This window comes from Roseateles sp. P5_E4, assembly GCF_054049255.1.
On record NZ_JBFUMS010000011.1, the window covers coordinates 180,176 to 193,577 of the forward strand.

Annotated in this window: 9 protein-coding genes; 2 read left to right on the forward strand and 7 right to left on the reverse strand. The window is 67.9% G+C overall.

Annotated features, from left to right (window positions below):
* Positions 1 to 23 precede the first annotated feature (23 nt).
* A complete protein-coding gene (gene sctQ, locus ACXJLH_RS21445; RefSeq protein ID WP_457446186.1) occupies positions 24 to 1,103 on the forward strand; it encodes a type III secretion system cytoplasmic ring protein SctQ in 1,080 nt (359 codons plus the stop codon).
* Between the two features lie 2 nt (positions 1,104 to 1,105).
* Positions 1,106 to 1,768, forward strand: coding sequence for a type III secretion system export apparatus subunit SctR (sctR, locus tag ACXJLH_RS21450; RefSeq protein WP_457446112.1), 663 nt, complete (start codon positions 1,106 to 1,108; stop codon positions 1,766 to 1,768).
* On the opposite strand, the gene ACXJLH_RS21455 is transcribed toward sctR, so the two are convergent.
* The 7 genes from ACXJLH_RS21455 to ACXJLH_RS21485 all read right to left on the reverse strand — a co-directional run bounded on the left by ACXJLH_RS21455 (position 1,759) and on the right by ACXJLH_RS21485 (position 13,297).
* Positions 1,759 to 2,724: an ABC transporter permease gene (locus tag ACXJLH_RS21455; RefSeq protein WP_457446113.1), complete on the reverse strand. Its 966-nt coding sequence runs from the start codon at positions 2,722 to 2,724 to the stop codon at positions 1,759 to 1,761. The two genes, sctR and ACXJLH_RS21455, sit on opposite strands and share 10 nt — an antisense overlap.
* Positions 2,721 to 3,683 carry an ABC transporter permease gene (locus ACXJLH_RS21460; RefSeq protein ID WP_457446115.1) on the reverse strand — a complete coding sequence of 321 codons (963 nt, stop codon included), beginning with the start codon at positions 3,681 to 3,683 and terminating at the stop codon, positions 2,721 to 2,723. The genes ACXJLH_RS21455 and ACXJLH_RS21460 overlap by 4 nt, the downstream gene beginning before the upstream one ends.
* Entirely contained in the window at positions 3,680 to 5,146 is a 1,467-nt protein-coding gene (locus tag ACXJLH_RS21465) for a sugar ABC transporter ATP-binding protein (protein WP_457446117.1), read from the reverse strand. The genes ACXJLH_RS21460 and ACXJLH_RS21465 overlap by 4 nt, the downstream gene beginning before the upstream one ends.
* Positions 5,147 to 5,213: 67 nt before the next feature.
* Positions 5,214 to 6,215: a rhamnose ABC transporter substrate-binding protein gene (gene rhaS, locus ACXJLH_RS21470; protein WP_457446119.1), complete on the reverse strand. Its 1,002-nt coding sequence runs from the start codon at positions 6,213 to 6,215 to the stop codon at positions 5,214 to 5,216.
* Between the two features lie 121 nt (positions 6,216 to 6,336).
* The gene (locus ACXJLH_RS21475) at positions 6,337 to 9,564 is read right to left on the reverse strand and encodes a glycoside hydrolase family 2 TIM barrel-domain containing protein (protein WP_457446121.1); all 3,228 of its coding nucleotides are present in this window, start codon (positions 9,562 to 9,564) and stop codon (positions 6,337 to 6,339) included.
* 14 nt (positions 9,565 to 9,578) lie between these two features.
* Positions 9,579 to 10,922 carry an MFS transporter gene (locus tag ACXJLH_RS21480; protein WP_457355507.1) on the reverse strand — a complete coding sequence of 448 codons (1,344 nt, stop codon included), beginning with the start codon at positions 10,920 to 10,922 and terminating at the stop codon, positions 9,579 to 9,581.
* 14 nt (positions 10,923 to 10,936) lie between these two features.
* Positions 10,937 to 13,297 (reverse strand): beta-galactosidase, encoded by a 2,361-nt coding sequence (locus tag ACXJLH_RS21485; RefSeq protein WP_457446123.1) that lies wholly within the window; start codon positions 13,295 to 13,297, stop codon positions 10,937 to 10,939.
* Positions 13,298 to 13,402: the final 105 nt, after the last annotated feature.

The following is a 13,402-nucleotide window of genomic DNA, read 5'->3' on the forward strand; positions in this document are numbered from 1 at the left end:
ATGGCTACGCTCGCCGCGTGCTGATGCCTACCGCCGTGATCGATCTGAGCGAAGTGAGCGCGTTGATGCGCTTGCCGGCGCCCGCCTGCCTGGCTCTCAACCGTCTCTACGACCGCCGCGCGCCGCCCATCGAGCTGATGCTGCGGGGCGCAAGGCATCGCCTGCGGTGGCGCTTCGGCAGCGTCCAGGATTTCACTGAATTTGGCCGTTATCGATTCCGCCTCGGCCCACACACCGGCTGGCTGATGCTGGATCTCGCCGCGCAGGCCGCGCTGCTGCAGGAGCGCAGCCATGCCCTGCTGCCAGCCGAATTGCGCTACGTGCTGCTAGCCGATGCGCTGCAGCCGTTGGCCACCGCACTGGAAGCGGCCCTGCGTCTGCATTTCGAATGGTCGCCGGGTGAGCCTGATGAGGAGTCCGACTCACCGGCGCCACTGGAGGCCGCCGCCTGCTTCACCGTGGCGACCGATGGCCAGGCCTGGCCCTGGCAGGGCTTCGTGYTGTTCCAGGACCCCTCGGCGCTCGACAAGCTGGTCCCCGCCCCGCCGGCTGCCTCAGCTGGCCCCATGAGCAAAAGCTTCGACGGACTGCGTGTGCCATTGGCATTCCGCATCGGCGACAGCGTGCTGAGCCTGGCCGAGGTGCGCGGCATCCGGCCGGGCGACATCGTCAGCGTCGAACACTGGACCGCCGCCGGCGCGGGCCTGGTCGTGCAGGCCGAACTGGGTGGTCCTGCAGGCCGGCAACTCATCGCGCAGGCCGAGGGCTCGCGCATCACCGTCACGCAATGGAGAGACCTTTCGATGAAACGAGATGAGCTTGCCCCCGCCACTGAGGGCGACGACGCGACGGGCCTGCCGCTGGATCGGCTCGATGCGCTGGAAGTGGCGCTGCGCTTCGAGGTGGGTCATCTGAGCCTGTCACTCGGCGAGCTGAGGAATATCGGCCCCGGCCATGTGTTCGACCTCACGCAGCCGCTGAACCGCAGCCCGGTGCGCATCCTGGCCCATGGCAACGTGCTGGGCAAAGGCTTCCTGGTGGCGGTGGGCGAGCGCCTGGGCGTGCGCGTCTCGGAGTTCGCGCCCACCGAGCTGAAGAACTGACGATGAACACCACCGGCATGCCCGAGCCCATGACGCTCGTGGCGCTGATCCTCGCCTTCGGGGTGGCGCCCTTCGTCGCGATGATGGTGACCAGCTATACCAAGCTGGTCATCGTCTTTGGCCTGCTGCGCACCGCGCTCGGCCTGCAGCAGACGCCGCCGAACATGGTGCTCAACGGCATCGCCATCATCCTGTCGGTCTACATCATGGCGCCGGTGGGCATGGAAGTGGCCGACGCGCTGCGTCACCGCCAGGCCGGTGCCCGGAGCGAGGGCTGGAGCGACGTGGTGACGGTGCTGGACGCCGGCAAGGCGCCGCTCAAGGCCTTCTTGCAAAAGCACACGCATGAGCGCGAACGCCAGTTCTTCCTGAAGTCGGCCGCCGCCATCTGGCCCAAGGAACAGGCTGACAGACTGCAGGCCGACGACTTTCTGGTGATGGTGCCGAGCTTCACGCTCAGCGAATTGACGCGGGCCTTCCAGATCGGTTTTGTCCTCTACCTGGTGTTTGTCGTGGTCGACCTGATCGTGGCGACGGTGCTGCTGGCGCTGGGCATGTCGATGATCTCGCCGACCACCATTTCGCTGCCGTTCAAACTGCTGTTGTTCGTCATGCTCGACGGGTGGGCCCGGTTGATTCATGGGCTGGTGCTTTCCTACCGATAGCCCTCCGCCGCTTTTCGTCTCGCGCGCGGCAGCACCATGACGCAGATGAGCAATCCGCCAACGACCGTCGTCATCACCATGCCGGAGACGTTCAACATGCCAAGTGCGAAGGTGAAGCCGCCCAGCAGCACCGCCGCCAACAGCACGCCCACGATGCTGCCGCGGCCGCCTTCGATGGCCACGCCGCCAAGGATCACGATGGTGATGGCGTCCAGCTCCCAGCCCAGCGCGAGGTTGGGCCGCGTGCTGCCGATGCGGCCGGTCAGCTGCACGGCTGCCAGCGCCGCCATCAGGCCGGCAGCCGTGAACAGCAGCAGCCGGTAGCGCTGCACCGCAATGCCCGAGAAGCGCGCAGCCACGGGGTTGGCGCCAATGGCGTAGATGCGGCGGCCATGGACCGTGCGGTGTTGCAGCAGCATGAACACCACCGCCACGGCCAGCATGACGCCGAACTCGATCGGCACGATCAGCCACGGCCAACCCGCAAGATCCCCCAGCGTACCGTTGCCCCACTGGCTCAACCATTCCGGGTAGCCCGTGATGGCCTGGTCGCCCAGCAACACCAGAGCCAGGCCGCGGTAGAGCGACAGCGTGCCGATGGTGACGACGATGGAGGGCAGCTGCCAGCGCGTGACCAGCCAGCCGTTGAATGCGCCGCACGCGATGCCGCAACCCAGAGCGGCGGCGATCATGCCGGCCGGGCCTGCGCCGGCCTGCATCGCGTAGCCCATGGCCAGGGAGCACAGCGCCATCGTCGCGGCGATGGAGAGGTCGATCTCGCCCGCGATGATCAGCAGCGCCATGGCCATGGCGATCAGGGCCTTTTCCGACATATTGGTCGTGCTGTCGGCGATTGCGTACGGAGAGGCAAAGCCGTCGATGCCGAGCCCGAAGCCGACGTAGACGGCGATGATCAGCGCCGTCAGCACCCGCTCCCAGGAACCCCAGGCTTTCATGCGGCTCGCCTTTCGAGGATCTGCTGCCCCGACTGGCGCTGTGCTCGCGAGTTCAGCATCACCGAAACCAGGATGACAGCGCCGGCAATCGCCTGCTGCCAGAACGGCGAGACGTGGATGACCGGCAGGGCCGCATTGATGACGCCGATGAACAGCACGCCCAGCAGCGCACCGCCGACCGTGCCGACACCCCCACCGATGCTGATGCCACCAATGACGCAGGCCGCGATCACCGTGAGCTCGAAGCCAGCGGCGAGTTCGGTGAAAGCAATGGCATAGCGGCCGACCCAGAGCAAGCCGGCGAGCCCGGCCAGCGCGCCAGACAGCGTGTAGGCCATGCGGATGCGCTGCGGCACCGGGATGCCCACGACCAGCGCCGCAGCTGAGTTGCCGCCGCAGGCGTAGAGGTCACGGCCTTCCCGTCGCCAGCGCAGCAGCCACCATCCCAGCGCTGCGACAGCGGCAGCAATCCACACCAGCAGCGGCAGGCCCAGCAGCTCCGAACGAGGCAGGGCCTTGATGGACGCATGGATGTCCTGGTCGTTGACCCAGGCGCCGCCGCTGACCAGGAAGATGGCGCCGCGATAGACCGACATGGTGCCCAGCGTGACGACGATGGGCGGCAGCTCGAAGCGCGTGATCAGCCAGCCGTTGAGGGCGCCCTGCGCCGCGCCCAGCGCCAGCGCCAGCAGGATCAACACCGGCGCGCCGGCACCCGGAAAGAGCTTGCCAAACAGCGCCACCAGCATGCCCGTCAGGGCCAGGTTGGACGCCACGGACAAGTCGATGCCGCGCGTGAGCAGAACCGGCATTTGCCCGATGACGAGGATGGCCAGCAGGGCCGAATCGTTTGCGATGTCCAGCACATTGCGCGGCGTGAGAAACACGGGAGATCGCAGGCCCACCGCCAGGGTGATGGCCACGATGACGGCCGCCAGCGCCCATTCGCGACGCGTCATGCGGCGGCCCTGCTCAGGCCTGAAGCCGCAGCCACGATGGTTTCTGCATCCACCTCGCCGCGCCGGAATTCGGCCACCTGCCGGCCACGCTTCATGACGACCACGCGGTGGGCCAGGTGCATCACCTCGGGCAGTTCGGACGACACCAGGATCACGGCCAGCCCTTGCTCCACCATCTCCGCCACCAGTTGATAGACCGCCTGCTTGGCGCCGACGTCGATGCCCTTGGTGGGTTCGTCCAGGATCACCACCCGCGGGTCCAGCCCCAGCCACTTGCCGATGACGACCTTCTGCTGGTTGCCACCGGAGAGGCCGGACAGCGGCGTGTCCTGGCTGGCGGTCTTGATGTTCAGCCGTTCGATCAGCCGCTGCGCCCAGGCGCTTTCGCGCAAGGCGGACAGCCAGGGCCCGCGCGAGACCTGGCCCTTCACGGCATGGCTGGACCCCGCCAGCGCGGCCAGGCTGAGGTTGTGCCGCACCGAGAAATCGAGAATGCCGCCCTGGCGCTGACGCTCCTCGGGCACATAGGCCAACCCCAGTGCGATGGCATCGGCCGGATCACGGATGAGCCGCTCCTGCCCGTCGATGGCGATGCGGCCGCGAGCCAGCGGCTTCAGGCCCATCAAGGCCATCATGACTTCGCTGCGGCCCGCGCCGACCAGGCCGTAGAAGCCCAGGATCTCGCCACGCCGCAGCGCAAAGCTGATGCCATCGAACTCAGTCGGGTGACTGAGGTCGCGCGCCTCCAGCACGATCGCGCCGGGTTGCGTGTCCACGCGCGGGTAGACCTGCTCGATGCTGCGGCCGGCCATCAGGCGCAGCAGCTCCGGCTCCGTGGCCTCTTTCATGCAGCCCGTGCCCACCGAGGCACCATCGCGTAGCACCACGTAGTTGTCGCAGACCGCGAACAGTTCGTCGAACTTGTGCGAGATGAACAGCACCGCCACGCCGCGATCCAGCAGCCCGCGCACGAGGCCGTAGAAGTCACGGATCTCGGCCTGCGACAGCGCGGCGGTGGGTTCGTCCAGGATGACGACGCGGGCCTGGTGCGACAGGGCCCGCGCGACCTCGATCAGGTGCCGCTGCGCCAGGCTCAGTTGCCGGACCGGTGTCGTGGCGTCAAAGCCCGCGCCCACCTCGTCCAGCACCTGCTGGGCCAGGCGGTTCATCGTCGCCCAGTCCACGACGCGCAAGGCCGCTGGCCCGCGCGTGGGCTGACGGCCGATGAAGATGTTCTCCGCCGCAGTGAGTTCGTCGAACATCACCGTCTCCTGGTGCACGGCGACGATGCCGGCGGCCTGGGCTGCGTGCGTGTCCGGCAGTTGGAGCGGGCGGGCGTCCAGCCACAGTTCGCCCTCGTCGGGCTGGTGGACGCCGGTGAGGATCTTGACCAGCGTCGACTTGCCCGCGCCGTTCTCGCCGATCACGGCCAACGCCTGGCCCGGCCTCAGTTCGAGGTCCACGCCGCGCAATGCATGCGTCGGCCCGAAGCGCTTGTGGATGCCCCGCAGGCAGAGCACCCCGGCCGGGTCAGAAGAACTTGGCGAACTTGTCGACATTGCCGGCGTCGTAGGTGAAGGGCTCGGCCATCACCGCCTCGTTGTTCGTATCGAGCGTGACCGTGCCGACACGGCCGACGCCGATCTTCGCGCCCACGCTCACCGTTGCCTTGCCGCTGACCAGGCCATGGGCGATGTAGACGGCGCAGTAGCCCAGGTCGATGGGGTTCCAGATGGCAAAGCTTTTCACCACGCCGCTGTGCACGTGGCCGGCCATTTCCGACGGCAGGCCCAGGCCGGTGACGAAGACCTGGCCCACCTTCTTCTCGTCCTGCACGGCCTTGGCGGCGGCCGCGACGCCGACGGTCGTCGGCGCGACGATGGCCTTCAAGTTGGGGTAGCTCTTCAGCAGGCCCTGCGCCTCGCGATAGCTCTTGTCGGTCTGGTCGTCCCCATAGACCACGCTGACCAGCTTCAGGCCCTTGGCCGTGGGCTGGGCCAGCGCCTTCTTCATCTCTGCGATCCAGAGGTTCTGGTTGGTGGCCTGAGCGGTGGCCGACAGCACCGCGATCTCGCCGCTGCTGCCGATGGCGTCGGTCGTCAGGGCCACGAGCTTCTGGCCGATCAGCGCATTGGAGGATGGCGCGAGATGCACGAGCCGCCCATCCTTGCGCACCGCCGAATCGAAGGACACGACCTTGATGCCACGTGCCATGGCCTTCTTGAGCACCGGCACCAGCGCGTCGGGGTCGTTGGCAGACACCACGATGGCCTTGACGTTCTGCGCAATCAGCGTGTTGATGACCTCGATCTGCCCCTCGGCCGTGGCCTTGGCGGGGCTGGCCAGCACGATCTCCACGCCGCCGAGCGCCTTGGCGGCTTCCTGCGCACCCTGATGGGCGGCAATGAAGAAGCCGTTGCCCGAGCTTTTCGCGACGAGGGCAATCTTGTCGGCAGCCAGCGCGCCCTGTGCGGCAAGGCAGAAGGCGGCTGCGGAAACGGCAAGCGTCAGCGTGCGGCGGCTTAGGGTCATGGCGCATTCCTGGAAAGAGGGCTCGAAGGCTGCCGCAGGCTATCCGTTCTTGCCCAGAGAATGTCGGCCCTGGCGCACAACGAGCAAGCTGTTGAGCGAAGTCCCTTGCGCGCGAGCCGCCCTATTGCGGCATCGTCGCCTGCGCGGGCATGGCCTTCCCAGGCGTGCCGCCCTCCCCTTCGAATGGCCGAAGGCGAAACGCCACGCGAACCGGTTCCAGCCGGGTGCGGTACTGCGCATGAGGCTGGCCGACGAAGCTCCAGGAGTTGTCGCCGCCCACGCCCCACTGCGCGCCGTCGATCAGCAGCGTGCCGTGGTCGTGGGGAACGATGTCGCTGCTCTTCCAGGTGCCGGGGGCGCGGCGGTAGAGGTCGGTGTAGGGAAACGCGAGCGCGTTGGCCATCAGCAACTGCTGGCCCTCCACCCGCAGGCCGCGGCCCCCGCCGGAGATTTCGAGCCAGCGCACGTCGACCTTGTTGCCGGTGTCCTGCGGCCGCATGTAGTCGTGGTTCTGCTCGGCGATGGCGCCGCGCCACAGGCCGACCGCAGCGCCCGTCTTGCGGTCGACGTAGCTTTCGTGCGGACCGCGGCCGTACCAGGCGACCGTGATCAGGTCCTGCGGCGTGTCGAACCACAGGCCGACCCGCACGGGCGGCGGCAGGTCGCTCTTGAGCGGCGTCAGCACGCCGGCCACGTCGACGGAGCCGTCGCCGCGCATGGTGTAGGTGGTGACGAAGCGCGCCGCGCCGGCGCCCAGGCGATGGTCGACCACAATCTCCGCTCCACCACCCGGCAGGCGGCGGCTGGCGATGGAGCGGACCTGGCGCTCACGGGTCATCACCTTCCACGGCGCCTGCTGCGCGACCGTGCCGGTCAGCGTGTCGTTGTCGGTCTCGGCGCGGACGAAGTTGGGCCGGCCGCCAGTCAACAGCGGCGTTCCTGCCTTGCCATAGCCGGTCAGCAGGCCGGTCTTGCGGTCGAGTGACAGGGTCGCGCCCGCGGCCGACAGGACCACGGCGTCGGCGCTCTCCTTCAGCTCGACCGTGCCCTTGGCCGGCGGGGCCGATGCGATCACGGGAGGCGTCAGCGCGAACTGCTCCCAGCCGACGACGGAACCGTCCGGCGTCAGCGGCACGGCACCCGCCCTGGCCCTCGCGCGCACCGTGACGAGGTATTCCGCGCCCGGCTTGCGCCGGACGTTGGACAGCGGCAACTGCAACTTCTGCGTGGCCCGCGCCGCGGTCGACAGCCCGGGCAGCGGCCCCGAGGCGACGGCCACGCCGTTCTCCAGCAGCGCCCATTCGAAGGCAAAGCCCGACAGATCGCGGAAGTCGTGGCGGTTGCGCACGACGACCGTGCCTGCCTTGGCATCGAAGGCCTCGAACTGGATGGGCGAGTAGACCTTCTGCACTTCGTAGACATGCGGGTTGGGCGTGCGGTCGGGCTGGATCAGGCCGTCGCCGAACTCGATGTCGCCGCCCGGGTTGGGCCCGTACTCGCCGCCATCGCCCCAGTAGCGCCGGCCGTCCTGGGTCGTGCGGTACATCGACTGGTCCACCCAGTCCCAGATGAAGCCGCCCTGCAGCTTCTCGTACTTGTAGATCGTGTCCCAGTAGTCCTTGAAGTTGCCGCCCGAGTTGCCCTGCATGTGGGCGTACTCGCACTGGATCATGGGCTGGGTGCGGGTCGGGTCGGTGGCCCAGTCAACCATCTTCTCGATGTCGTCGTACATGGGCGCGTAGATGTCGACATAGGCGTTGGGCTCATGGCGCCAGTCCACCGTGCCCCAACCCAGGTAGGAGATCAGCCGCGAGGGGTCACGCTGGCGCGCCTGCGCCGCCGCCTTCTCGAAGTTGGGGCCGAGGCCTGCCTCGTTGCCGAGGGACCAGAAGATCACCGACGGGTGGTTCTTGTCGCGTTCCACCATGTTCAGCACACGGCTGACGTGCGCGCCTTCCCAGGCCGGGTCGAAGCCGAGCTGGATCTTGGCCCTCAGTTCCGGATGCTGGTGCCCGTAGCCCATGTAGGCATGGCTCTCGATGTTGGCCTCGTCCATGACGTAGAGGCCGTATTCGTCGGCCAGCGCGTACCAGAGCTCGGCATTCGGGTAATGAGACGTCCGCACCGCGTTGATGTTGTTGCGCTTCATCAGCTCGATGTCGCGGCGCATCGACGCTTCCGACATCACGTGGAAGGTCTCGGGATCGTGCTCGTGGCGATTGACGCCGCGGATGACGATGGGCCGGCCGTTGACCATGACCAGGCCCTTCCTGATCTCGACCGTGCGAAAGCCGATGCGCTGCGGCGTCGCCTGGATCAGCCGGCCGTAGGCGTCGAGCACCTCGACCAGCAGCGTGTAGAGGTTGGGCGTCTCGGCCGTCCAGGGGCGAACGCCCGGCACGGGGGCGGACAGCGTCTCGGTGCGGGCCGCACCGGCCGCGACGGCAGCGGTCCGCGTCAGCACGAGCTTGTCGCCTTCCAGCAAACTCATGCGCAGCGTCAGCGGCTGGGTGCGCGCGGTCAGCGCCACGTCGACCGACAGCGCGCCGTCGCGGTAGTCCTTGTCCAGGCCCGCATGGACAAACAGGTCGGTCAGCCGGGCCTTGGGCACGGCCTTCAGGTAGACCGAGCGCTCGATGCCCGAGACGCGCCAGAAGTCCTGGTCTTCCAGGTAGGACCCGTCGGACCAGCGATGGATCTGCATGGCGACGACGTTCTTCTGCCCCGGCTTCAGCAGCGCCGTGACGTCGAACTCGCTGGGCAGCTTGGAGTCTTCGGAGTAGCCCGCCTCGACGCCGTTCACCCAGACCCGGTAGGCCGAGCCGGCCGCACCGATGTGCAGGATGACATCCTGCGCCGACCAGTTCGCCGGCACCTCGAAGCTGCGCCGGTACGAGCCCACCGGGTTGGTGGCGTGCGGGATCAGCGGCCGGTTGGCCGGGAAGGGATAGGTGATGTTGTTGTAGCGGGCCTGGTCGTAGCCCTCGGCCTGCCACATGGCCGGCACCTTGATGGTCTTCCAGCCCGAGATGTCGTAGTCGGGCTTCTCGAAGCCGCTGGGCACGTCGTCGGACGACGGCGAGAAGCTGAACGACCAGAGGCCGTCCAGCGTCTGGTAGCGGGTCGACCGCGCCGGGTTGCCGGCCAGCGCGGCTTCGCGGCTCTCGAACGGGAAGTGCGTCGCCGCGGCCGGCAGCTTGCCGCGCGCGTAGACCGCCGGATTCTCCCAGTCCGGCCGCGACGCGTCGACCTGCACCGCCTGCACCTGCGGTGCCTGGGCGCGCGCCGCACCGCCCAACGTGACACCCAGCAACACCACGCTCACGCCGGCGATCAATCTCAGCTGCATGTGTATTTCCATCATCAAAGCTCGTTGATTTCCTTGTGGCGCGGCACCAGCGCCTTCATGGCGGCCCAGGCGGCCAGGTAGGCCAGCGCGCAGATGGAGAACATGATCATGTAGCCGGTGGACAGGTCGCCGCGCGCGCCGTAGGCGTCGAAGATCCAGCCGCCGAGCTTGGACACGGCCACGCCGCCCAGCCCGCCGGCCATGCCGCCGATGCCGACGACCGAGCCTATGGCCCGCTTGGGGAACATGTCCGAGACGGTGGTGAAGAGGTTGGCCGACCAGGCCTGGTGGGCCGACGCGCCGATGCCGATCAGCAGCACGGGCAGCCAGTAGCTGATGGAGCCCAGCGGCTGGGCCAGCAGCACCACCAGCGGGAAGAAGGCGATCACCAGCATCGCCCGCATGCGGCCGTCATAGGGCTTGTAGCCACGCTCCATGAAGTAGGTCGGGAACCAGCCGCCGCCGATGCTGCCGATCATGGTCATGCTGTAGAGGACGGTGAGCGGCAGCGCGATGTCCGTCGTGCTCATGCCGTACTGGCCGGTGAGGTATTTGGGCAGCCAGAACAGGTAGAACCACCAGACGCCGTCGGTCAGGAATTTACCGACGACAAAGGCCCAGGTCTGGCGATGCGCGAGCAGCCGGAACCACGGCACCTTGGCGCCCTCTACGGCAGGCGCGGTGGCCTCGCGGTCGCTGTTGATATAGGCCAGCTCCGCCGCACCCAGTCGGCGCTGCCGGGACGGTGCATCGTAGAAGGTGAGCCACAGCGCGACCCACAGGAAGCCGATGGCGCCGATGGCGATGAAGGCCATCTGCCAGCCCCAGGTGACGGCGATCCACGGCACGGTCAGCGGCGCCAGGATGGCGCCGACGTTGGCTCCCGAATTGAAGATGCCGGTGGCGAATGACCGCTCCTTCTTCGGGAAGTATTCGGCGGTCGCCTTGATGGCCGCAGGGAAGTTCCCGGCCTCACCAAGGGCCAGCACGGCGCGCGACACCATGAAGCCCGCCACCGACACCGGCAGCCCGACACCAAGGGCCACCAGCATGCCGCCAATGGGCACGGAGAGGGCATGCATCATGGCGCCGAGCGACCAGACGACCACGGCGATGGCGAAGGCGCGCTGGGTGCCGATCGCGTCGATGAACCGGCCCGCGAAAAGCATCGAGATCGCGTAGCCGAACTGGAACACCGCGGTGATGTTGGCGTAGTCCGTGTTGGACCAGCCGAACTCCTTGGACAGGGCCGGCGCCAGCAGGCTCAGGACCTGGCGGTCCAGGTAGTTGACGGTGGTGGCGAAGAACAGCAGCGCACAGATGGTCCATCTGTACTTGCCGATGACTTGCGGGTTCATGTTCAGTCCTCTGTTCACTCAGCAACCAGTTTGTCACCGACGAACACGCGGTAGCGGCGGATTCGGCCGGTGACGCCGTCCGGCCCCTGGCGAGGTGTGTAGCGCAGGCCGGCGATGTCGGCCGGCGCGCCGAGGTCGATGATGAGGCGCGGCGGACCCGAGGGGCGAACGGTACCGCTGTAGGCCGTGTGCCAATAGTCAGTCGCCTGACCGTTGATGGCGTTCAGCGCGCCGCCGTCTTCCTTGCGCGCCTCCTCGCTGCTGGCGTAGGCGATGGTCCAGGCTGTCTGGTTCAGCAGCTTGCCCTGCGCGTCGAGCAGCGCCAGCTCGGCGATTGCCGCATGGGGCTTGCCGTCGAAGCTGTCGAGCACCTCGATGCAGAGCTGGCGGCCGCGTGCGGGCTCGGCAAAGCGCACGTCCTGCGTGGCCGGGCCGCTGGCGAACTGCCCGGCATGCACCGGCGTCAACCCCGCCAGACGTGGGCGCGCCTTGCTGGGCGGCCGCGCCAGGTCGAGCTCCGGCCGCAATTTGTCGAGCACGGGCGCGGTCTTGCCTTCGATGCGGTTGACACGCGGCCCGGTCAGGTCCAGCACCACGACCTCGTTGCGGCCGGCCTTGATCCACGGGCCCGGTAGGTACATGGTCTGCGTCGGACCGATGCTCCAGTAGCGCCCCAGGCAGCGGCCGTTGATCCAGACGATGCCCTGGCCCCAGCTCGACACGTCGAGGAAGGTGTCGGCCGGCGCCGCCGCGTCGAAGCTGCCGCGCCAGAAGGCCGGTCCGGCAGTTTTCTTGGACTGCCAACGCAGCGGCGGCAGGTCGCCGTCGGCGCCAAAGTCGATGGCGCGGATCTCCCAGCCCTTGAGTTCCTGCGTCTCGGTCTTCGACGTGCGAAACATGACCGGGCCCTGCATGCCCTTGCGGTCGTGGACTTCCATGCCGAAGTTCACGCGGGCAATCGTGTACAGCAGGATCTCGACCACGGTGTCGCGGCTGCGCGCGGGGATGTCGACGCTGAAGCGGCGGTAGCGCGTGTCCATCGTGCCGGCCAGGCGGCCGCCAACGAAGACCCAGGCCAGGTCGCGCGCGTTCGCGGCCTCCAGCTTGCCGGCGGGGCCGGCCGGCAGCGTGACGCGATAGGCGACCAGCCCGCGGCTGATGTCGTAGTGCTCGATGTTCCTGGGCGACTCGGCAGCAATGGCCTGGGCAGGCAGGTTGGCGAACACCGGCGCCGTCTCGGTGAGGGTGAACGAAGGGATCGCCATCACCGGCAGCCGGGCCGGCGGGTCGGGCAGCACCTCGCCCGGCTTCAGGTGCTTGGCAAGGCAGTCGCGGTAAGTGCGGAACTTGTCGCCCACCCAGCCTGCCTCGCCGATGGGCGCGTCGTAGTCATAGCTCGTCGTGTCGGGGCGGAAGGGCCGGTCACAGCCACCCCAGAGGCCAAACGTCGTGCCGCCATGGGCCATGTAGAGGCTGAACGAGCCGTTGGCCTTCAGCATGGTGTCGATGTCCTGGATGGCGCGGGCGTTGTCGCCGCGCTTGTGCGGCGAGCCCCAGGTGTCGAACCAGCCGGAGTAGTACTCGCCGCACATCAGCGGCCCCTTCTGCAGCGCCGCCAGCGCCTTGAAGCCGGTCGCTGGGTCGCTGCCGAAGTTGGCCACGTTGAACAGCTCCGGGATGTGCGTCTTGCCGAGCGCGTTGGTCGGGTTGCACTGGAACAGCGGCACGTCAAAGCCGCCGTCCAGCACGGCCTGCCGCATCACGCGCATGTAGTCCTTGTCGTCGCTCAGGAAGCCGTACTCGTTCTCCACCTGCACCATCAGGATGGGGCCGCCCTGGCTGACCTGCATCGGTGCCAGCACGCGGCCGACCTCCCTGAACCAGCGCCGCACGGGTTGCACGAAGGCGTCGTCGCGGCTGCGCAGGAAGGCGTCGCCAGGGTGCTTCAGCAGCCACCACGGCAGGCCGCCCATCTCCCATTCGGCGCAGGCGTAGGGGCCGGGGCGCAGGATGACCCACAGGCCCTCGGCCTGTGCCTGCCTGCAGAACTCCGCCGCGTCGCGCTGGCCTTCCCATTGGTATTGGCCTTCGCGCCATTCGTGGAAGTTCCAGAACAGGTAGGCGCACACCGTGTTCATGCCCATGGCCTTGATGGCCTGCAGGCGGTGCTTCCAGTACTCGCGCGGCACACGGGCGAAGTGCATCTCGCCGCAGCGGATCTGCAGCGGCTTGCCGTCGAGCAGGAAGTCGCTCTCGCCGATGGCAAAGCGCGGTGCTTCTGCCTTGGCCGCGCTGGCAGGCGAAGCGTTCAGCAGCAGCGTCGCGCCGGAGGCGGCAGCGCCGAGCAGTCGACGACGGGGAAGAAGAACAGTCATGAGGGGTCCTGATTTCTTGTACGGCCGGCCTGAACAAAAAAACCCTGCCTCACGGAGACAGGGTGAAAGGCGTGCGCACGGGCGCCGCCTGGAGAACTCTGCTGG

What these genes read in the sequence shown, in the direction of transcription:
- sctR (WP_457446112.1), top strand. Translation starts at nt 1,106, where the DNA reads ATGAACACCACCGGCATGCCCGAGCCCATGACGCTCGTGGCGCTGATC.
- ACXJLH_RS21455 (WP_457446113.1), bottom strand. Translation starts at nt 2,724, where the DNA reads ATGAAAGCCTGGGGTTCCTGGGAGCGGGTGCTGACGGCGCTGATCATC.
- ACXJLH_RS21460 (WP_457446115.1), bottom strand. Translation starts at nt 3,683, where the DNA reads ATGACGCGTCGCGAATGGGCGCTGGCGGCCGTCATCGTGGCCATCACC.
- rhaS (WP_457446119.1), bottom strand. Translation starts at nt 6,215, where the DNA reads ATGACCCTAAGCCGCCGCACGCTGACGCTTGCCGTTTCCGCAGCCGCC.
- ACXJLH_RS21475 (WP_457446121.1), bottom strand. Translation starts at nt 9,564, where the DNA reads ATGCAGCTGAGATTGATCGCCGGCGTGAGCGTGGTGTTGCTGGGTGTC.
- ACXJLH_RS21480 (WP_457355507.1), bottom strand. Translation starts at nt 10,922, where the DNA reads ATGAACCCGCAAGTCATCGGCAAGTACAGATGGACCATCTGTGCGCTG.
- ACXJLH_RS21485 (WP_457446123.1), bottom strand. Translation starts at nt 13,297, where the DNA reads ATGACTGTTCTTCTTCCCCGTCGTCGACTGCTCGGCGCTGCCGCCTCC.